The following is a 20058-nucleotide window of genomic DNA, read 5'->3' as shown; positions in this document are numbered from 1 at the left end:
CCCAGGGACCGGCCGGCGCTCCGTCGTCCGGCGGAACGCGCCTGACCATGGTGGCCCCGTGCAACCGCTGACGGAACCCGGATCGTCCTGCCGATGACGCCCGGGGGAGGACCCCGCGTCAGCCGGCGGGGCGCGCCGTCGCCGACCAGGCCGACACGTCGACCGCCACCCCGTCGGACGCCTCGTCGTCGGGCACCAGCCAGTCCCCGTCGGTGCCCCTGCCGTGTGCGAGCCAGGTCTGGATCTGCAGGTCGAAGGCGCGCTCCGCCGAGGACGCCGGCCGGGTGACCGGCCCGAGGAACGTCAGGTCGGCCTCCTCGGCGCCGGCGAAGCGGAGCACCACCCGGCAGCGCGCCCGGCGGTGGCGGGCCGGCGGGACGACCTCGCGCACGACGGCGGACTCGGCGCCGCCGGCGGCGGCGAAGTCCGGCGCCGCGGCGCGCAGCCGGGTCACGAACTCCTGAGCGGCGTCGGGAATGCCGTCGGGTAACCGCACGACGGCCGGGAGCGGCGGCACGGCGGGGCGGAGAGCGGTGTCCACGTGAGGGATCTCGGCAGGTCGGCGGCCCTGCGTGACCACCGGTCGCACCACGGGTCCCAGCCGGTCACCGCTGGCTCGGCTCCACCGGGACGCCGCCCCCGCCGCCGTCCATCTGGACGTCGGCGCCGAGTTCGGGCTCGGCCGCGGCCGCCGCCTTGGCGCTGCGCCGCGTCCGCTTCTCGACGTACCGGGCGAGCCAGGACAGCAGCACGTTGACGACGATGTAGATCAGGCCGGCGGCCACGTAGAGCTGGAAGGTGTACCGGTTGCCGAACTCGAAGTTGAAGAACTCCACGAGGCTGCGCGCGGTCCGGAGCAGCTCCACGTAGCCGACGATGAAGCCCAGCGAGGAGTCCTTGAGCAGGACGACCAGCTGCGCGACCAGCACCGGCAGCATCCGGCGCACCGCCTGGGGCAGCAGCACGAGGGTCATCACCTGGGTCTTGCGCATCCCCAGGGCGAAGGCCGCCTCACGCTGGCCGCGGTCCACCGACAGGATCCCGGCCCGGAAGATCTCGGCCAGCACCGCCATGTTGTAGAGCGTCAGGCCGAGGACGAGTGCGCGGAACGCGGTCATCGGCACGCCGATGGTCGGCAGGAACAGCAGGCAGAACAGGATCAGGATCAGCAGCGGGACGGCGCGGAAGAACTCGACGACCACGGTCACCGGCCCCCGCACCCACGCGTGGTCGGAGAGCCGGCCGACCGCGAGCAGCGCGCCCAGGACGGTCGCCAGCACCATCCCGACGGCGGCCGCGGCGAGGGTGTTGAGCAGCCCCTGCCACAGCGCCTGCGGTACGCCGGACGCGGGGTCGACGAGGATGGCCCACCGCTCGGGCTCCAGCTGGCCGTTGGACCCCAGCCGCCACAGCGCCAGCGCCACGAGGGCCGCGACGAAGAGCACACCGAGGACGGTGCCGATGCGCTGCCGCTGCCGGGACCGCGGGCCGGGCAGGTCGAAGAGGACGGTGCTGCTCATCGGACGATCGCCACCCGCTTCTCGAGCACCCGGATCAACCAGGCGGAGGGGAGGGTGATGGCCAGGTAGCCGAGGACCACGGCGATGAACACCACCAGCAACTGGTCGGCGTTGACGTTGGCCAGCCGTTGGAGCGCGGCGGTCAGGTCTGTGACGGCGAAGCCCGCGGCGATCGAGGTGTTCTTCGCCAGCGCGATCCACACGTTGCCGAGCGGGGGGATGACAGTGCGGAAGGCCTGCGGCAGGACCACCGTGCGCAGCGTCTGCCGGAAGTCCAGCCCCAGCGCGCGGGCCGCCTCGGCCTGGCCCGGCGGGACCGCGTTGATGCCCGAGCGCAGCGCCTCGCAGACGAAGGCCGCGGTGTACAGCGACAGCGCGGCGACCGCGGTGGCGAAGCGGCTGGGGAACTGCAGGTCGATGTAGACCAGCCCGAAGGCGAAGAAGAAGAAGACCACCGTCAGCGGCGTGTTGCGGAACACCTCGACGTAGAAGGTGGCCAGCCCGCGCAGCGGCGGCACCGGGCTCACTCGCATCCCGGCGAGGACGGTGCCGAGCACCAGGGCGAGGACCCCGCTGACGACGGCCAGGGAGAGCGTCGTCAGGAACGCACCCCACAGCAGGTCCCAGTTGTCTGTGATGAACTGCACCGCACCCTCACCGGGTCAGGGACGAGTGCGGCGCCGCCGGGCGGTGGCCCGCCCGGCGGCGCCGCGGGGACTCAGTAGCGGTCGACCGCCGGCGGCTCGGGAGCCTCCTCGCCGGTGATCTGGCCGACGGTGCGGTCCCAGGCCTCGGCCCAGCGGCCGTCCTCGTAGGCCTCCTCGAGGACGTCGTTGATGAAGTTCCGGAACTCGGTGTCACCGAGGGCGAGGCCGATGCCGTAGGGCTCCTCGGTGAACGGGTTGCCCACCAGCTCGAAGCCCTCGGGGTTGCCGGCCACCAGTCCGGTGAGGATGACGTTGTCCGTCGTCACCGCCTGCACGTTGCCGTTGGCCAGGTCGTCGGCGCACTTGGAGTACACGTCGTAGGTGACCAGGGTGGCCTGCGGGTAGTTGTCGCGGATGTTCTGCGCCGGGGTGGAGCCCTCCACCGAGCAGACGGTCTTGCCGGCGAGGTCGTCGGGTCCCTGGATCCCCTCGGGGTTGCCCGCGGCGACCATGATGTCCTGCCCGGCCACGTAGTACGGCCCGGCGAAGTCGACGACCTGCTTGCGGGTGTCGTTGATCGTGTAGGTCGCCACGACGATGTCGACCTGCCCGTTCTGGATGAACGGCTCCCGGTTGGCCGAGACGGTCTCGGTCCACTCGATGTTCTCCGGCGCGATGCCCAGCTCGCCGGCGACGATCTTGGCGATCTCGACGTCGAAGCCCTCGGGGTCCTGGGTCTGCGGGTTGAGCAGGCCGAACCCGGGCTGGTCGTACTTGGTGCCGACGGTGATCGAGCCGGCCTCGGAGAGCTCGGCCATCGTCGTCCCGGCGTCGAACTGGACGTCCTCGGCGACCTCGGCGGTGTTCTGGGCCTCCTCCTCGGCCTGCTGGCCGGCCTCGCTGGAGCAGCCGGCGAGCACGAGGCCCAGCGCCCCGACGGCGGCGGCGTAGCGGGTGATGCGCATCTGCGTTCCTTTCCTGCCGGGCTCTAGTGGTTGAGGATCTTCGAGAGGAAGTCCTTGGCCCGGTCCGACTGCGGGTTGGTGAAGAACGACTCGGGGTCGGTCGCCTCGACGATCCGGCCGCCGTCCATGAAGACGACCCGGTTGGCCGCGCGGCGGGCGAAACCCATCTCGTGGGTGACGACGATCATGGTCATGCCCTCGCGGGCCAGCGCGGTCATGACGTCGAGGACCTCGTTGATCATCTCGGGGTCCAGCGCCGAGGTCGGCTCGTCGAAGAGGATGACCTTGGGGTCCATGGCCAGGGCCCGGGCGATCGCCACCCGCTGCTGCTGGCCGCCGGAGAGCTGCGCCGGGTACTTGTCGGCCTGCACCCCCACGCCGACCCGGTCGAGCAGCTCGCGGGCCCGCCGCTCGGCCTCCGCCCGGGACTGCCCACGCACCTTGACCGGGCCCAGGGTGACGTTCTCCAGGATCGTCTTGTGGGCGAAGAGGTTGAAGCTCTGGAACACCATCCCGACGTCGCTGCGCAGCCGGGCCAGGGCCTTGCCCTCCTCGGGCAGCCGCTGGCCGTCGATGGTGATCTCGCCCTGCTGGATGGACTCCAGCCGGTTGATGGTGCGGCAGAGGGTGGACTTGCCCGACCCCGAGGGGCCGATGACCACGACGACCTCGCCGCGGTCCACGGACAGGTCGACGTCCTGCAGCACGTGGAGATCGCCGAACCACTTGTTGACGCCGGACAGGCGGACGAGAGGTCCTCCCGTCGTCCGCGCGTCGGTGTTCGCTGGGCTGGTCACCCTGGCGACCCTAGGGCCGGGATGCAGCAGGGACCGCACCGAGTGATCACGAAGGCGTAACAACCCGCGGGCGCTGGAGGGGGCGTCACCGGAACGGGTAACGGACGAACCCGGCGCGCGAGGTCCGCGGGCCGGAGGGAGCCGAGGAGGGCGCATGACCGACGACCGCGGGGACCGGGCACCGGGCGACGGGCCGGTCCCGGACGACGCGCCGGCCTTCGTCGACGACCCGGGGAAGGTCGACCAGGCCAGGGACGAGGACGAGCCGGACGCGCTGCTCGCCGACGCCCCGGACACCGGGACCGGCAAGGCGCAGGCGGAGTTCGACGAGGACCAGCCCGGCCCGGGCGTCTGACGGCCCACCGGCGCGGCGGCGGCCGGCGGGGCCGCGCGCCGTACCCTCGGTCCGTCATGGGAACCGAGCTGAGCCACGCCGCCCCGCCCGCCCCGGCGCGCACCTACCGGGTGCGCACCTACGGGTGCCAGATGAACGTGCACGACTCCGAGCGCCTGTCCGGGCTCCTGGAGGCGGCGGGCTACGCGCCGGCCGCCGAGACCGAGGACGCCGACGTCGTCGTCCTCAACACCTGCGCGGTGCGGGAGAACGCCGACAACCGGCTGTACGGCAACCTCGGCCACCTGCGCCCGGTCAAGGACGCGCACCCCGGCATGCAGATCGCCGTCGGCGGGTGCCTGGCGCAGAAGGACCGCGGCGAGATCGTCCGTCGTGCCCCCTGGGTGGACGTCGTCTTCGGCACGCACAACGTCGGCTCGCTGCCGGCCCTGCTGGAGCGGGCCCGGCACAACGCCGAGGCGCAGGTCGAGATCAAGGAGGCCCTCGAGGTCTTCCCCTCGACGCTGCCGGCCAAGCGGGACTCCGCCTACTCCGGCTGGGTCTCCATCAGCGTGGGGTGCAACAACACCTGCACGTTCTGCATCGTCCCGTCGCTGCGCGGCAGGGAGAAGGACCGCCGTCCGGGCGAGATCCTGGCCGAGGTCCAGGCGCTGGTCGACCAGGGCGTGCTCGAGGTGACCCTGCTCGGGCAGAACGTCAACAGCTACGGCGCCGAGTTCGGCGACCGCGGCGCGTTCGCCGACCTGCTGCGCGCCGCCGGCCGGATCGAGGGCCTCGAGCGGATCCGGTTCACCAGCCCGCACCCGCGCGAGTTCACCGACGACGTCATCGCCGCGATGGCCGAGACCCCGGCGGTGTGCCACGCGCTGCACATGCCGCTGCAGTCGGGGTCGGACGACGTCCTGCGCCGGATGCGCCGCGCCTACCGGCGGGACCGCTTCCTCGGCATCCTCGACCGGGTGCGGGCGGCGATGCCCGACGCGGCGATCACGACGGACGTCATCGTGGGCTTCCCCGGCGAGACCGAGCAGGACTTCGCGGACACCCTCGACGTCGTCCGGCAGGCCCGGTTCTCCAGCGCCTTCACCTTCCAGTACTCCAAGCGGCCGGGGACCCCCGCGGCCGAGATGGAGGGGCAGCTGCCGAAGGCCGTCGTCCAGGAGCGCTACGAGCGGCTGATCGCGCTGCAGGAGGAGATCAGCTGGGCGGAGAACCGCGCCCAGGTCGGGCGGGCCGTCGAGCTGCTGGTCGCCGCGGGGGAGGGCAGCAAGGACGCGCGGACCGGGCGGATGAGCGGCCGGGCCCGGGACGGCCGGCTGGTGCACTTCACGGCGGCGGACGGCGTCCGGCCCGGGGACGTGGTCGAGGCCGTCGTCACCCAGGCCGCGCCGCACCACCTCGTGGCCGACGGCCCGCTGCTGTCCCACCGCCGGACCCGGGCCGGGGACGCCGCCGAGGCCGGTACCCGCCCGACCACCCCCGGGGTCCTGCTGGGCATGCCGCGGATCGGCGCCCCGGCCTGAACCAGGCGTAGGAGGCTCCGCCTACGCCTCCGTGGCTCGAGACGTCGGCGGAGCCTCCTGTGCCTTGGTCCTCACCTGCGGGAGGCGGCCTTCTCGGCCTCGGCCAGCCACTCGCGCCGGGTGGCCAGGTTGGCCTGCGCCTCCCCGATCCGCCGGGCGTCCCCGGCCGCCTCGGCCTTGGCCAGCTGCTCCTCGGCCTTGGTGACGGCCTGGCGCATCGAGGTCACCATCGGGTTCTCCGGCGCGACCCGCGCCCGCGTGGAGTCGACCGCGCCGCGGACCCGCTGCTCGACGGCCTGCATGCGGTCCTCCAGCTGGCGCATGACGCCGCGCGGCACGTGACCGATGGCGTCGTAGCGTTCCTGCAGCTTGCGCAGCGCGTTCTGCGCGCCGCGGAGGTCGGTCGACGGGTCGAGCTTCTCGGCCTCGGCGAGGATCTCCTCCTTGGCCTGCTGGTTGGCCAGCTGCTCGGCGTTGCGGGCCTTGTCCTGCTCGGCGCGGGCGGCGAAGAAGACGTCCTGGGCGGCGCGGAACTGCTTCCACAGGTCGTCGTCGCCGTCCCGGCCGGTGCGCGGCACGGCCTTCCAGCGGTCCATGAGCGAGCGCATCGCGGCGCTGGTCGACCCCCACTCGGTGGAGGTGGACAGCCGCTCCGCCTCCCGGATGAGCTCCTGCTTGGCCGCGCGGGCCTCGCTGCGCTGCGCGTCGAGGGCGGCGAAGTGCGCCCCCCGGCGGCGGCTGAAGGCGTCGCGGGCGGCGGCGAACCGGCTCCACAGCGCCTCGTCGGTCTTCCGGTCGATGCCGCGGATGGTCTTCCACTCCTCGACGATGGCCTTGAGCCGGTCACCGGCGGCCTTCCACGAGGTGGACTCGGCGGCGATCTGCTCGGCCTCGGCGGCCAGTGCCTCCTTGCGGGCGACCTGGGCGGCGCGGGCGGCCGCCTTCTCCGCCCGCGACTCGGCGGCCACGGAGTCGGCGGTCTCCACCATCGCGCGGGCCCGGGCGGCCAGCCCGTCGAGGTCGCCGACGGCGGTGGCGGTGGGGATCGAGTCGGCCAGCGCCTGCGCCTTGGACTTCAGCTCGCTCGGGTTCCCGGTGTGCGCCTTGAGCCGGGCCTCGAGCAGGGACACCTCGGTGGCGAGGTCGTCGTAGCGGCGCGCGTAGTGGGCCAGGCCGGCGGCCGGGTCGCCGGCCTGCCAGGAGCCCACCGCGCGCTCGCCGTCGGCGGTGCGGACGTAGACGGTGCCGTCCTCGTCCACCCGGCCCCACTGTGCGGGGTCCGGCGTCGGCTGCGCGGGGGCGAGCGCCGGGGGAGCGGTCTCCGGGACGAGGGCCTCCGGGGCGACGGCCTCCGGGACGACGTCCTCCGGGGCGAGCGCCGGGGGAGCGGCCTCCGGGGCGGCGGCCTCCGGGTCGCCGGTCACCGGCGCGGCCGCGCCGTCGGCGGGAGGGGGCATTTCCGGGACCTGTTCCGACGGCGAGGCGACCTCCGGCGTCCCCGCGGCCGGGTCGGCCAGCGCGGCGTCGCCGGGAGCAGGCGCGGCCGCCGTCCCCGCGTCGGGGGTGACCGCCTCGGAGCCTGCCGCGTCCGGGGTGGGGACCTGCTGCGAGGTGTTTTCGGCGTTCTCCGTGCTCGACACGCACCGCAGTGTCCCACGCCGCATCCGGGACACTGCTCGGGTGAGCTCCAGCCCGGCCGGATCCGCCGCTCAGGGGACCGCCAGGCCCCTGACGGTCGCCTTCTGTCCCTGCCCGCCGCTGCTGCTGCCGCAGGTCGAGGGGTGCGCCGCGGAGGAGACCACGCAGCTGCGGGCGGCCTGTGCCGAGGCGGTCGACGCGCTGCTCGCGCCCCGACCCGAGGTCGTCGTCGTCGTGGGCAGCGGCGCCGACGGCCGGTTCGGCCCGGGGGACGGCGGGGACCTGCGCGGCTTCGGCGTCGACCTGAGCGTGCCGTTCGCGGGGCCGCGACGGCCGGGGGGCCGGTGCACGCCGCTCGCGCACACGGTGGGTGCCTGGCTGCTGGAGGAGGCGGGCCACGGCGGTGTCCGGCTCGGGGTGGCGCCCGCGGACCTCGCCGACGTCCTCGCCGAACTGCCAGGCCGGGTCGGCGTGCTGGCGATGGGTGACGGCTCGGCCCGCCGCACGGTCAAGGCACCCGGGTACCTCGACCCGGCCGCCGGCCCGTTCGACGCGGCCGTCGCGCGTGCGCTCGCCGCCGGGGACGCCGCGGCGCTCGCCGCGCTCGATCCGGCGGAGGGCGAGCGGCTCCTGGCCGCGGGCGTGCCCACCTGGCGGGCGGTCGGGGCCTTGCTCGCCGGCCGGGAGGTGCGGGCGCGGCTGCACGCGGAGGTCGCCCCCTACGGCGTGGGCTACCTCGTCGCCGACTGGCTGGTCGCGTGACGGCGCAGCCGCCGGTGGTGGCGCTGGTCGGCCCGACCGCCACCGGCAAGACCGCGCTGGGGGTGGCCCTCGCGCAGCGGCTGGGCGCCGAGGTGGTCAACGCCGACTCCATGCAGCTCTACCGCGGCATGGACATCGGCACCGCCAAGCCCGACGCCGCCGAGCGGGGCGGCGTCCCGCACCACCTGCTCGACGTGTGGCACGTGCGGCAGGCGGCGTCGGTCGCCGAGTACCGCCGGCTGGCCCGCGCCGAGATCGACCGGCTGCGGGCGGCCGGCACCGTGCCGCTGCTGGTCGGCGGGTCGGGCCTGTACGTGCGCGCCGTCCTCGACGAGCTGGACTTCCCCGGCACCGACCCGGTCGTGCGGGCGCGGCTGGAGGCCGAACTGGCCCAGGTGGGCCCGGCCGTCCTGCACGCCCGGCTGGCCGCGGTCGACCCGGCCGCCGCCGGGTCGGTGCTGCCGAGCAACGGACGGCGGATCGTGCGCGCGCTGGAGGTCGTGGAGATCACCGGCGGGCCCTTCCGCGCCCAGCTGCCGGAGCCGCGGCCGCACTACCCGGCCGTGGTCGTCGGCCTGGACCGGGACCCCGCCGAGCTCGACCGGCGGATCGCCGTGCGCGTCGACCGGATGTGGGCGGCGGGCTTCGTCGCCGAGGTCGAGGCGCTGGCCGCCGACGGGCTGCGGGAGGGCCCCACCGCCTCGCGCGCGCTCGGCTACGCGCAGGTCCTCGGCCAGCTCGACGGCGAGCTCAGCGCCGAGGAGGCCCGCGAGCGCACGGTGTCGACCACGCGCCGCTTCGTCCGCAGGCAGCGCTCGTGGTTCCGCCGCGACGCCGCGACCACCTGGCTCGACGCCGCCCGCCCCGACCTGGTCGACGCCGCGGAGGCGCTTATCACCGCTCGTACGATCGGCCGGTGACTGCGAACCGGGTGCTGGTCGGCCACGGCACGGAGAACGACTTCGTCGTCCTGCCCGACCCCGAGGGCACGGCCTGGCCGGAGGACCGGCTGGACGCCGCAATGGTCCACCGGCTGTGCGAGCGGCGGTCCGGTCTCGGTGGGGACGGCGTGCTGCGCGTCGTCCGCAGCGTGCACGTGCCCGACGCGCCCGCGGTGCTCGGCGAGGCGCTCGGGCAGTGCGAGTGGTTCATGGACCACCGCAACGCCGACGGCTCGCACGCCGAGATGTGCGGCAACGGCATCAGGCTGTTCCTGCACGTCCTGGTGACCGAGGGCCTCCTGGACCGCGCCGCCTGCGAGGCCGGCGTCCTGGTCGGCACCCGCGGCGGCCCGCGCCGGGTGGGCGTGGCTCCTGACGGCGGCTACTGGGTCGACATGGGGCCCGCCCGGCCCTTCGGGCACGGGGCGGCGCGGCTGGACGGGGTGGCCTTCCCCGGGCGCGCGGTGTCGATGGGCAACCCGCACCTGGCCTGCCTCACCGACGTCGACGTCGACACGCTCGACCTCGGGACGGCGCCGGACGTCGACCCCGGGCTGTTCCCCGACGGGGTCAACGTCGAGTTCGTGAACGTGCTCACCCCCGCCGCGCACGTCCGGCTGCGGGTGTCGGAGCGGGGCGTGGGGGAGACCCGCTCGTGCGGCACCGGTGCCTGCGCGGCGGCGTGGGCGGCCCTCGAGGCGGGCGGGGCCGACACCGGGACGGTGACCGTCGACGTCCCCGGCGGCCGGCTCACCGTCCGCGTCGACGCGACGACGACGGTGCTCACCGGCCCGGCCGTGGTGGTGGCCGCCGGCGAGCTGACCACCGAGTGGCTGGCGAGCTGAGCCGCGGGGCGTCGCTCAGCTCTTCGGGGTCTCCTCGCCCTCCGGGGCGTCCGGCATCATCGACTCGCCGGCGGTGCCGGGGCTGCCCGACGGCCGTCCGCGACCGCTGTCCTGGTCCGGGCCGGCGCCCAGCGGGTTGCGCGGCGGGTTGAGGCCCTTGGGGTCGCGGCCCGGGTCCTCGAGCTCCTCGTCGCCGCTCAGGCTGCTGCTGCCGCTCTCGGTCATGCTCGGCGCCTCCTCGTGGTCGTCGGATTCAGCCCCTACCCGGCCGGATCGCGGTCACGCGTGGGGATGGTCCTGGGCGACCGCGGTGTTGTACCGGGCGATGACAACTCAGATGCCCCGGCAGGTGGGGCGTGCCACGCTGGACACGATGACGACAGCACAGAACCGCGCCGCTCGCGACGGCGCCGAGGAACGGGCCCTGCGGGCCGCCCCGGAGCCGGCGGAGGAGGCGACCCGTCCCGCCGAGCAGTGGGACGAGGCGGAGGACACGACCGGCTCCTACGACCTGGAGGCGCGCGGCGCGCTGCGCCGCGTCGCGGGCCTGTCCACCGAGCTCGCCGACGTCACCGAGGTCGAGTACCGCCGGCTGCGCCTGGAGCGCGTCGTGCTGGTCGGTGTCTGGACCGAGGGGACGCAGGCCGACGCCGACCGCTCCCTGGCCGAGCTCGCCGCGCTGGCCGAGACCGCCGGCTCGCAGGTCCTCGAGGCGGTGAGCCAGCGGCGTGAGCGGCCCGACGCCGGCACCTACGTGGGGTCGGGCAAGGCCGCCGAGATCCGTGACGTCGTGGCCTCGGTCGGGGCCGACACGGTGATCTGCGACGGCGAGCTGACGCCCGGCCAGCTGAACGCGCTGGAGAAGCTCCTCAAGGTCAAGGTGGTCGACCGGACCGCGCTGATCCTCGACATCTTCGCCCAGCACGCGTCGAGCCGGGAGGGCAAGGCGCAGGTCGAGCTGGCCCAGATGCAGTACATGCTCCCGCGGCTGCGCGGGTGGGGTGAGTCGCTGTCCCGGCAGGCCGGTGGCCGCGTCGCCGGCGGTGGGGGCATCGGTACCCGCGGTCCGGGTGAGACGAAGATCGAGACTGACCGGCGGCGCATCCGCGCGCGGGTGAGCAAGCTGCGGCGGGAGATCGCCGGCATGGCGACCGCGCGGGCGACCCAGCGCAGCAGCCGCGGGCGCAACGCCGTCCCGAGCGTGGCGATCGCCGGCTACACCAACGCCGGCAAGTCCAGCCTGCTCAACCGGCTCACGGGCGCCGGGGTGCTGGTGGAGAACGCCCTGTTCGCCACCCTCGACCCGACGGTGCGCCGGGCGCAGTCCCCGGACGGCCGGGAGTACACGCTCACCGACACCGTCGGCTTCGTGCGGCACCTGCCGCACCAGCTGGTCGACGCCTTCCGGTCGACGCTCGAGGAGGTGGCCGCCGCCGACCTGCTGCTGCACGTCGTCGACGGCTCCGACGCCGACCCGCTCGGCCAGATCGACGCCGTCCACGTCGTCCTGCAGGAGATCGACGCCTCGGCGGTGCCGGAGCTGATCGTCGTCAACAAGGTCGACGCGATGACCGAGGAGGACATCCTCACGCTCCGCCGGGCGCTGCCCGGCGCGGTGTGGGTCTCGGCGCGGACCGGCGCGGGGATCGAGCAGCTCCGCGAGATCGTCGCCGCGCGCCTGCCGCGGCCGGACGTCGACGTCGACGTGCTGGTGCCCTACGACCGCGGCGACCTCGTCGCCCGTGTGCACCGCGACGGTGAGGTGCTCCGGGAGGAGCACGAGGCCGACGGGACGCGGCTGACCGCCCGGGTCGACGGCTCGCTCGCCGCCGCGCTGGAGGAGTTCGCCGCTCCGGTCGGCTGACCGGGGGCGGCGCGCCTCGGTCGGCCGAGGTCACGATCGGGTCACGTCCCGGTACCGTGAGGGCGTGACCAGCGGCGCGGTGCGGCGACGGCCGGGCGAGCGCCCGCCGGACCAGGACGTCGCGACCCCGCCCGCTGAGCGGGTGGTCTCCGTCGGCCGGCCGCCGTGGTGGCTGCTCGTCACGGCGCTGCTCGTCACCGTCGGGGTGACCGCGGACCTGCTCAGCCGCGGCGTCCTGGAACGGATGGACCTGCGGGTCTCCGAGGTGGTCAGCTCCTGGGACCTCAAGGACTCCGCTGCGTACTGGCCGGTCTGGGCGGTCACGCAGCTCGGCGGGCGCGGCTTCATCCTGATCGTCCTGGCGGGCCTCGTGGGCTACCTGCTGTGGCGGCGCCGCACCGTCGTGCCGCTGCTCCGGGTGCTGGTCGCGCTGGCGCTGCTGACCGTCGTCGTCTACGGCTTCAAGTACGGGACCGGGCGGACCGCGCCGGCCTACCCGGGGTCGTTCTTCTACCGGGACGGCGCCTCCTACCCCTCCGGACACGTGGCCAACGCCGTCCTCATGTGGGGAGTCGCGCGGTGGCAGGCCGTGGAGTTCCGGCTGGCACCCGGCGTGCAGCGGATGTTCCGCCTGCTCAGCGTCGCCGGTCCCGTCGCGACGGGCGTGGCCATGGTGTCCCTGGACTTCCACTGGGTCACCGACGCCGTGGTCGGGGCGGCGGTCGGCATCCTGTTGCTGGGCGTGGTTCACGCACTGGACGCAGCAGTGCTGTCACGCTGGGTGGGTGCCCGAGCTGGCCACCCGTCCGCGTAGCGGCACCCCGGGGCGGCGTCTGGCCGCGGGGACGGTCCTCGCGCTGACGCTGGCCGTCGGTGCCGCGGTGCCTGCCCACGCCGAGGAGGCCGCCGAGCCCAGCACGCGGTGCCAGATCACCGATCCTCGCCTGCCGGAGCTCTCCGGGCTGGTCGTGGTGGGCGACCGCATGCTGGCCATCAACGACGGCGGGGACCGCGTCGACGTCCACGTCCTCGACACCGCCTGCCAGGTGGTCGACGTGCGCAGCGCGCCGGTGGACCCCTTCGATCCCGAGGACCTGGCGGTCGGCACCGACGGGACGGTGTGGCTGGCCGACACCGGCGACAACAACGGCACGCGGGAGACCGTCGCCCTGCTCGCGCTGCGACCGGACGACGGCACCGCCGTGTACCGGCTGGCGTTCCCGCAGGGGCCGCGGGACGTGGAGGCGCTCCTGCTCGCCCCCGACGGCACGCCCTACCTGGTGACCAAGGAGGTGCTCGGCGCGAGCAAGGTCTACCGCCCGGTCAGTGACCTCGTCGACGCCGGCACGGTCGGCCTCACCGAGGTGGCCGGCGTCGAGTTCACGCTCACCGGGACCCCGGGCGGCCCCGTCGGGCGCGCGGGCCAGCTCATGGTCACCGGCGGAGCGGTCTCGGCCGACGGTCGCCTGCTCGCGCTGCGCACCTACACCGACGCCTACGTGTGGCCGCTGTCGGGCTCGGACGTGGCCGGTGCGCTGGCCGCCGACCCCGTCCGGCTGCCGCTGCCCGAGTCGCCGCAGGGCGAGGCCATCAGCTTCACCGCCGACGCAACCGGGCTGGTCGTGGCCAGCGAGGGGCTGCCGACCGACGTCACCGTCGTCCCGCTGGGTGCGCTCCCCACCCCCGCTGCCGCGAGCGCGCACACCGACGGCTCGCTCCCGGACCTGCTTAGCACCGACGACGGCGGGGGAACCGCGATCGTGGCAGGGGTCATCGCCGCGGCCGTCGCCGCCGTGCTCGTGTGGATCGGCGGGCGGCTGCGCCGCCGCTCCTGAGCCCGGGACGGCGGGTTCGGGTCAGACCCGGCGCAGGACGGTGACGACCCGGCCCAGGATGGTCGCCTCGTCACCGGGGATCGGCTCGTACGCGGGGTTGTGCGGCAGCAGCCACACGTGGCCGTCGCGGCGCTTGTAGGTCTTGACCGTCGCCTCGCCGTCGATCATCGCTGCGACGATCTCGCCGTTCTCGGCCGTCGGCTGCTGGCGGACCACGACCCAGTCGCCGTCGCAGATGGCGGCCTCGACCATGGAGTCACCGGCCACCTTGAGCATGAACAGGGTGCCCTCGCCGACGAGTTCGCGCGGCAGCGGGAAGACGTCCTCGACGGCCTGCTCGGCGAGCACCGGGCCACCGGCGGCGATCCGGCCCACCAGGGGCACGTACGTCGGGGCGGGACCCTCCTCGGCGCCGGCCGGCGCGGCCGGGGCGACGAGCTCGGCCGGCGCGTCGCCGGGCAGGCGGACGTCGAGTGCCCGCGGCCGGTTGGGGTCGCGGCGCAGCCAGCCCTTCTTCTGCAGCACCGTCAGCTGGTGGGCCACCGAGGAGGCCGAGGAGAGGCCGACGGCCTCACCGATCTCCCGGACCGACGGCGGGTACCCCCGGCGGTCGATCGAGTCGCGGATGACCTCGAGCACGCGGCGCTGCCGCTGGGTCAGGCCGTCCCCGGCCTCGCTCCGGTCCGGGAAGGTGCGCACGGATGCCGTCTCGGTCGCCGCGGGCCTGCCTGCCGTCCTCCGGCGGCTCCCCGACGTCCCGCTCTTGTCCGCCACCGTCGCCTCCTCGCCGGCTGCTGTCGCAGCACGTCTCGTCCGTCGGGACGACCGTAGCGTGCCCGGCGCGCTCGATCAAACACGTGTTCGAAACGACCGGCGAGCTGCCGTGGTGTTTGTCGGACCCATCCGGTAGACATCGCACAGACGTTCGAATCGAACAGACGTTCGACGGTCGGCGGGGCTACGGGAGGAGTGGTCGTGGGAAGCGTGCGGCAGGCGGTGTTGGACTTCGACGACGCGGTGCAGGTGCCCTGGCGGCCCCGGCTGCGCGCGGTGCCGGGTGGCGACGAGGGCGAGGCGCCGCGGTCCTCGGGGGCGCGGACGACCCCGTCCCGCGTGGGCGCCTGCCGGCCTCCGGCACCGGCGGTGCCCCGCTCGCCGGGGGTGGAGGGGGTGCGGTCGGCGGCTGCGACGGTCGCCCGGCCCGCGCCCACCCGGCCCCGCGGAACGCGGCCGGCGCCGGCGCGTCCGGCCGGAGCGGCCGTGCCCGGTGCGCCGGCGGCCCGTCCCGTGCGCGGTGGGTGCGGTCCGGTGGGCCGGGCCGCGGCGTCGCCGCTGCGACTGACCCGGCGGGCGCGCCGGTTGTCGGTGGTCCTCACGCTGGGCCTCGGCGTGGCGCTGGGCTCCTGGCTCAGCCCGCTGGTGGCCGGGGGTGGCGGCGAGCTGCAACTGGCGGGCGAGCGCAGCGTCGTCGTCCAGGCCGGGGACAGCGTGTGGTCGATCGCCACCGACTTCGCCGGTCCGGACCAGGACGTGCGGGCCGTGGTCGACGCGATCGAGGAGCTGAACGACCTCGACGGCGCCCGGGTCGTCCCCGGTCAGGTCCTGCAGCTGCCCTGAGCCCGGCGCGACGGCGGCGCTCGGGTCGCTCGCGCCCGGCGTGGCGCCAGAGGCCGACAAGGCGGAGTGGTCAGGTTCGTCAACCCTCCGTACGAGGTCGTTGACGCAGAGTGGTCGTCGCGCGCTTAACGTCAGGGGCGTGTCGTGGACGTCCGGAGGCCGAGCAGCGGTCTTCACCCAGCAGTCGCAGTCGGTCGACGTGTCCGTGGAGGGCGCCTGGTGGCCGGGCTCGATCCTCGGCTGGCGCCACGACCCGCAGGGCCCCTGTGAGGTCTGGGTCCGCGTGGCTGTCGCCGGGGTCGTGCGCGAGATCTGGACCGCGCTGACCGACCTGCGCCTGCCCGAGCCGCCTCTCGCGGTCGTCGCCCCTGCCGCGGCGGGGCGCGGCGACGGAGCCGGATCGCTGCCGGTCGACCTGAGGCGAGCCGCCGCGCGGGAGCGGCTCGTCGCCGGGGTGCTCGGCGCGCCGGAGGTGCGGCAGTCCGACGCATCGGCTCCGGTTCGGCACCGACGCCGGCACGGTGGGGACGTCACGGCGGAGATGCCCGCGATCGGCGTCGGCTTCCCGGGCCGCCATCGTGCACCCGCGGTGGCCGGGAGGCACCGGGCTGCGGACGACGACACCCGCGTCGACCTCCAGGCGGTGGCCGTCCCGCCGCGGCTCGAGGTCGACTGCCTCACCCGCCCGATGCGCCTGGGGGACCGGGTGCCGCGGCCGCGCAGCCCGCGCGTCGACGGCGTCGTCCGCGCCTGAGCCCCGGCCCGCCCGGCAGGACCGACGACCGCGCGCCGATCCGCCACCACACCCCCGCGCCGTCGTCGCGCGACCGCCGCGGGGCGTGTCGCGGCGTGTCGCCGTGGCGGGTGGGACGGCAGGGCGCCCCTGGTCACGGCCGTGTCTCGACCGCGTGTCCCGGCTTGCAGATCTTGTGTGCCCGGTCCTAGGGTCCCCCTACATCTAGTAGTTGCACCGTTGTAAGCCCGTCCACAGCCGGTCCTCAGGTTCTCCGCGGGACGTCCACCGGATGTCCCCAGGAGGGTCCACAGTCGGCCTCCGGGACCCGGCGCACCGGCCGTCCCGCGGTCGCCGTGCCGAGACCGGGCGGGCGAGCGACGGACCACACGAGGGGAGGGGATCGCGGTGCGCTGTCCCTTCTGCCACAACCCCGACAGCCGCGTCATCGACTCGCGCGAGGCCGACGAGGGGGCGACCACCCGTCGCCGCCGGTCGTGTCCTGCGTGCGGGCGGCGGTTCACCACGGTGGAGGAGGCCGTCCTCGCCGTGGTGAAGCGCAGCGGCGTCAGCGAGCCGTTCAACCGCACGAAGGTGGTGGCCGGCGTCCGCCGGGCCTGCCAGGGGCGGCCGGTCGACGAGGACCAGTTGCAGCAGCTCGCGCAGCAGGTGGAGGACGCCATCCGGGCGACCGGAGCGGCGGAGGTCCCCAGCCACGAGGTCGGGCTCGCCATCCTGCGGCCGCTGCGGGAGCTCGACGAGGTCGCCTACCTGCGCTTCGCCAGCGTCTACCGCGCGTTCACCTCGCTCGAGGACTTCGAGAAGGAGATCACCGAGCTCCGGGCCCGGCACGTCGCCGCCGGGACCCCGCCGCTCCCTGGCATGCAGGACACCCCTCCGGCCCCGCGCCGGCGGGGGAGCGGGCGGAGCCAGGCCGCCTCCACCGGCAGCGCCGCCGGCACCTGAGAACTGTCAGCACCACCCGTTAGAACAAGAGCGGCTCTCTTCCCCAGCCGCCTTGCCCACCAGCAACAGAGGGAGAGCTCCGTGACCGAGACCGAGGATCGCTTGACGGGCCGCACGCGTCGCGCCGCCAAGGCGCCGACCCGGGGGAAGGGCCTGAAGGTCAAGCGCGTCTTCACCACCGCCGGGGTGCACCCGTACGACGAGGTGACCTGGGAGCGTCGTGACGTCGTCATGACGAACTGGCGGGACGGCTCGATCAACTTCGAGCAGCGCGGCGTGGAGTTCCCCGCCGAGTGGAGCATCAACGCCACCAACATCGTCACGACGAAGTACTTCCGTGGCGCCGTGGGCACGCCGCAGCGCGAGAGCAGCCTGCGCCAGCTGATCGACCGGGTGGTGCTGACCTACGCCCGGGCCGGCCGTGAGCACGGCTACTTCGCCACCGAGGGCGACGCGGAGATCTTCGAGCACGAGCTGACCTGGATGCTGCTGCACCAGTACTTCAGCTTCAACAGCCCCGTGTGGTTCAACGTCGGCACGAGCGCCCCGCAGCAGGTCAGCGCCTGCTTCATCCTCGCCGTCGACGACACGATGGACTCGATCCTCAACTGGTACCGGGAGGAGGGGCTGATCTTCAAGGGCGGCTCGGGGGCCGGCCTGAACCTCTCCCGGATCCGCTCGTCCAAGGAGCTGCTGTCCTCCGGTGGCACGGCCTCCGGCCCGGTCTCCTTCATGCGCGGTGCCGACGCCTCCGCGGGCACGATCAAGTCCGGTGGCGCCACCCGTCGCGCGGCCAAGATGGTCGTCCTCGACATCGACCACCCCGACATCGAGGAGTTCATCGAGACCAAGGCGCGCGAGGAGGACAAGATCCGCGCGCTGCGGGACGCCGGGTACGACATGGACCTCGGCGGCAAGGACATCACCAGCGTCCAGTACCAGAACGCCAACAACTCCGTCCGCGTCTCCGACGAGTTCATGCGCGCGGTCGAGGACGGCACCGACTTCGGCCTGCGCGCCCGGCTCGACGGGTCGGTCATCGAGACCGTCGACGCCAAGGCGCTGTTCCGCAAGGTCACCCAGGCCGCCTGGGAGTGCGCCGACCCGGGCATCCAGTACGACGACACGATCAACGACTGGCACACCAACCCCGAGACCGGCCGGATCAACGCGTCCAACCCGTGCTCGGAGTACATGAGCCTGGACAACAGCTCGTGCAACCTCGCGTCGCTGAACCTGATGAAGTTCCTCAAGGACGACGGCACGTTCGACGCGAAGAACTTCGTCAAGGCCGTCGAGCTGGTCATCACGGCGATGGACATCTCGATCTGCTTCGCGGACTTCCCGACCGAGCCGATCGGTGAGACCACGCGCGCCTACCGCCAGCTCGGCATCGGCTACGCCAACCTCGGTGCGCTGCTGATGGCGACCGGCCACGCCTACGACTCGCGGGGCGGCCAGACCCTCGCCGCGGCGATCACCTCGCTGATGACCGGCACGGCCTACCGCCGCTCGGCCGAGCTCGCCGGCATCGTCGGCGCGTACGAGGGCTACGCCCGCAACGCCGACGCCCACGCGCGGGTCATGCGCAAGCACGCCGCCGCCAACGACGCCATCCGCCCGGTGGGCGCCGACGACGCCGACGTGCTCAAGGCCGCCACCGCCCAGTGGCAGGAGTGCCTGGAGATCGGCGCGGACAACGGCTGGCGCAACGCCCAGGCCTCCGTGCTGGCCCCGACCGGGACCATCGGCTTCATGATGGACTGCGACACGACCGGCATCGAGCCGGACTTCTCGCTGGTCAAGTACAAGAAGCTGGTCGGCGGCGGCTCGATGCAGATCGTCAACCAGACCGTGCCGCGGGCCCTGCGCAGCCTGGGCTACCAGGACGAGCAGATCGAGGCGATCGTCGAGTACATCGCCGAGCACGGCCACGTCGTGGACGCCCCGAGCCTGCGCCCGGAGCACTACGAGGTGTTCGACTGCGCGATGGGCGAGCGGGCCATCTCCCCGATGGGCCACGTCCGGATGATGGCCGCGGTGCAGCCGTTCATCTCCGGCGCCATCAGCAAGACGGTCAACATGCCGGAGACGGCGACGGTCGAGGACGTCGAGAACATCTACTTCCAGGGCTGGAAGCTCGGCCTCAAGGCGCTGGCGATCTACCGCGACAACTGCAAGGTGGGCCAGCCGCTCTCCGACGCCAAGGCCAAGAAGGCCGACGCGACGGCCTCGGCCACGGAGGCGCCCGCTCCCACGGCGCTCGCGCACCCGGTGCGCAAGCGGCTGCCGAAGAAGCGGACCAGCATGACGACGTCGTTCAGCGTGGCCGGGGCCGAGGGCTACATGACCGCCGGCATGTACGAGGACGGCAGCCTCGGCGAGGTCTTCCTCAAGCTGGGCAAGCAGGGCTCGACCCTGGCCGGCGTCATGGACGCCTTCTCGATCGGCATCTCGATCGCGCTGCAGCACGGTGTGCCGCTGGAGACCTACATCCAGAAGTTCACCAACATGCGGTTCGAGCCGGCCGGCATGACCGACGACCCGGACATCCGGATCGCGCAGTCGGTGATGGACTACATCTTCCGTCGCCTGGCCCTCGACCACCTGCCGGTGGAGAAGCGCGCCAACCTCGGCATCTTCAGCGCCGAGGAGCGGGCCGCCCAGGTCTCCGGCTACGGCACCTCGGCCTCCACCGCCGAGGTCGTCGAGGAGGACGAGGTCGACCTGGAGGCCCTGCGGACCTCCGCGCCGGCCGAGGGCCCGGCCAAGCCGGAGCCGAAGGCGGAGAAGCCGGTCAAGGAGGCGCACTCCTCGGCGGAGCTGCTCGAGCTGGTCACCGGGACCGCCACCGACGCGCCGCTGTGCATGACCTGCGGCACGAAGATGCGCCCGGCCGGCAGCTGCTACGTCTGCGAGGGCTGCGGCTCCACCAGCGGCTGCAGCTGATGAGCTGAGTCGGCCGGGGCAGGTCCCCTGCCGGGCGGACGGCGACGCCCGACTTCGGGCGGCGACGTCCGGACCCGGCGGGCGGGACGTCCCTGACCGCT

At 74.1% G+C, this 20058-nt stretch carries 20 protein-coding genes; 12 read left to right on the top strand and 8 right to left on the bottom strand.

Annotation, left to right across the window (positions count from 1 at the left end; genetic code table 11):
• Positions 1-118 precede the first annotated feature (118 nt).
• The 5 genes from ACI782_RS14485 to ACI782_RS14465 form a co-directional block, all read right to left on the bottom strand.
• Positions 119-541, bottom strand: a complete 423-nt coding sequence (locus ACI782_RS14485; RefSeq protein ID WP_456910341.1) for a hypothetical protein — start codon at positions 539-541, stop codon at positions 119-121.
• Positions 542-605: 64 nt separating this feature from the next.
• Positions 606-1520, bottom strand: a complete 915-nt coding sequence (locus tag ACI782_RS14480; protein ID WP_456910339.1) for an amino acid ABC transporter permease — start codon at positions 1518-1520, stop codon at positions 606-608.
• On the bottom strand, positions 1517-2167 hold the full coding sequence (locus tag ACI782_RS14475) for an amino acid ABC transporter permease (protein ID WP_456910337.1): 651 nt from the start codon (positions 2165-2167) through the stop codon (positions 1517-1519). The genes ACI782_RS14480 and ACI782_RS14475 overlap by 4 nt, the downstream gene beginning before the upstream one ends.
• A 71-nt stretch (positions 2168-2238) precedes the next feature.
• Positions 2239-3132, bottom strand: coding sequence for a glutamate ABC transporter substrate-binding protein (locus ACI782_RS14470; RefSeq protein ID WP_456910335.1), 894 nt, complete (start codon positions 3130-3132; stop codon positions 2239-2241).
• Between the two features lie 23 nt (positions 3133-3155).
• Complete coding sequence (locus ACI782_RS14465) at positions 3156-3875, bottom strand: amino acid ABC transporter ATP-binding protein (protein WP_456910391.1); 720 nt, start codon at positions 3873-3875, stop codon at positions 3156-3158.
• A gap of 208 nt (positions 3876-4083) precedes the next feature.
• On the opposite strand from ACI782_RS14465, the gene ACI782_RS14460 reads away from it, so the two are divergent.
• Both ACI782_RS14460 and miaB read left to right on the top strand, forming a co-directional pair.
• Positions 4084-4284, top strand: a complete 201-nt coding sequence (locus tag ACI782_RS14460) for a hypothetical protein (protein ID WP_456910333.1) — start codon at positions 4084-4086, stop codon at positions 4282-4284.
• 56 nt (positions 4285-4340) lie between these two features.
• Entirely contained in the window at positions 4341-5807 is a 1467-nt protein-coding gene (gene miaB, locus ACI782_RS14455) for a tRNA (N6-isopentenyl adenosine(37)-C2)-methylthiotransferase MiaB (RefSeq protein ID WP_456910331.1), read from the top strand.
• Positions 5808-5878: 71 nt separating this feature from the next.
• Here the strand turns inward: miaB and ACI782_RS14450 are convergent, their stop codons facing one another.
• Positions 5879-7447 carry a DUF349 domain-containing protein gene (locus ACI782_RS14450; protein ID WP_456910329.1) on the bottom strand — a complete coding sequence of 523 codons (1569 nt, stop codon included), beginning with the start codon at positions 7445-7447 and terminating at the stop codon, positions 5879-5881.
• A 40-nt stretch (positions 7448-7487) separates the two neighbouring features.
• Here ACI782_RS14450 and ACI782_RS14445 point away from each other — a divergent pair, with 40 nt between their 5' ends.
• The 3 genes from ACI782_RS14445 to dapF are packed head-to-tail and all read left to right on the top strand — an operon-like array spanning position 7488 to position 9993.
• Positions 7488-8207 (top strand): hypothetical protein, encoded by a 720-nt coding sequence (locus ACI782_RS14445; protein WP_456910327.1) that lies wholly within the window; start codon positions 7488-7490, stop codon positions 8205-8207.
• Positions 8204-9127, top strand: a complete 924-nt coding sequence (gene miaA, locus ACI782_RS14440; protein WP_456910325.1) for a tRNA (adenosine(37)-N6)-dimethylallyltransferase MiaA — start codon at positions 8204-8206, stop codon at positions 9125-9127. The genes ACI782_RS14445 and miaA overlap by 4 nt, the downstream gene beginning before the upstream one ends.
• Positions 9124-9993, top strand: coding sequence for a diaminopimelate epimerase (dapF, locus tag ACI782_RS14435; protein WP_456910323.1), 870 nt, complete (start codon positions 9124-9126; stop codon positions 9991-9993). The genes miaA and dapF overlap by 4 nt, the downstream gene beginning before the upstream one ends.
• A 15-nt stretch (positions 9994-10008) precedes the next feature.
• On the opposite strand, the gene ACI782_RS14430 is transcribed toward dapF, so the two are convergent.
• Positions 10009-10218, bottom strand: a complete 210-nt coding sequence (locus ACI782_RS14430; RefSeq protein WP_456910321.1) for a hypothetical protein — start codon at positions 10216-10218, stop codon at positions 10009-10011.
• Between the two features lie 148 nt (positions 10219-10366).
• On the opposite strand from ACI782_RS14430, the gene hflX reads away from it, so the two are divergent.
• The 3 genes from hflX to ACI782_RS14415 all read left to right on the top strand — a co-directional run bounded on the left by hflX (position 10367) and on the right by ACI782_RS14415 (position 13692).
• Entirely contained in the window at positions 10367-11857 is a 1491-nt protein-coding gene (gene hflX, locus ACI782_RS14425) for a GTPase HflX (RefSeq protein ID WP_456910319.1), read from the top strand.
• Positions 11858-11921: 64 nt separating this feature from the next.
• Positions 11922-12671: a phosphatase PAP2 family protein gene (locus ACI782_RS14420; protein WP_456910317.1), complete on the top strand. Its 750-nt coding sequence runs from the start codon at positions 11922-11924 to the stop codon at positions 12669-12671.
• On the top strand, positions 12643-13692 hold the full coding sequence (locus ACI782_RS14415; RefSeq protein ID WP_456910315.1) for a hypothetical protein: 1050 nt from the start codon (positions 12643-12645) through the stop codon (positions 13690-13692). Before ACI782_RS14420 ends, ACI782_RS14415 begins: the two co-directional genes overlap by 29 nt.
• A 21-nt stretch (positions 13693-13713) precedes the next feature.
• Here the strand turns inward: ACI782_RS14415 and lexA are convergent, their stop codons facing one another.
• Positions 13714-14391, bottom strand: coding sequence for a transcriptional repressor LexA (gene lexA / locus ACI782_RS14410; RefSeq protein WP_456910313.1), 678 nt, complete (start codon positions 14389-14391; stop codon positions 13714-13716).
• Between the two features lie 276 nt (positions 14392-14667).
• Between lexA and ACI782_RS14405 the strand changes: the two genes are divergently transcribed.
• The 4 genes from ACI782_RS14405 (at position 14668) to ACI782_RS14390 (ending at position 19957) form a co-directional block, all read left to right on the top strand.
• Positions 14668-15309 (top strand): LysM peptidoglycan-binding domain-containing protein, encoded by a 642-nt coding sequence (locus tag ACI782_RS14405; RefSeq protein ID WP_456910311.1) that lies wholly within the window; start codon positions 14668-14670, stop codon positions 15307-15309.
• Positions 15310-15448: 139 nt separating this feature from the next.
• Positions 15449-16063 (top strand): hypothetical protein, encoded by a 615-nt coding sequence (locus ACI782_RS14400; protein WP_456910309.1) that lies wholly within the window; start codon positions 15449-15451, stop codon positions 16061-16063.
• Between the two features lie 387 nt (positions 16064-16450).
• Positions 16451-17008, top strand: coding sequence for a transcriptional regulator NrdR (gene nrdR / locus ACI782_RS14395; RefSeq protein ID WP_456910307.1), 558 nt, complete (start codon positions 16451-16453; stop codon positions 17006-17008).
• An 81-nt stretch (positions 17009-17089) separates the two neighbouring features.
• Positions 17090-19957 carry a vitamin B12-dependent ribonucleotide reductase gene (locus tag ACI782_RS14390; RefSeq protein WP_456910305.1) on the top strand — a complete coding sequence of 956 codons (2868 nt, stop codon included), beginning with the start codon at positions 17090-17092 and terminating at the stop codon, positions 19955-19957.
• The last annotated feature ends 101 nt before the right edge of the window (positions 19958-20058 follow it).

The organism is Geodermatophilus sp. SYSU D00703 (assembly GCF_054050155.1).
The sequence above is the reverse complement of the archived record's forward strand: the minus strand, read 5'-3'. Positions and strand labels throughout refer to the sequence as shown.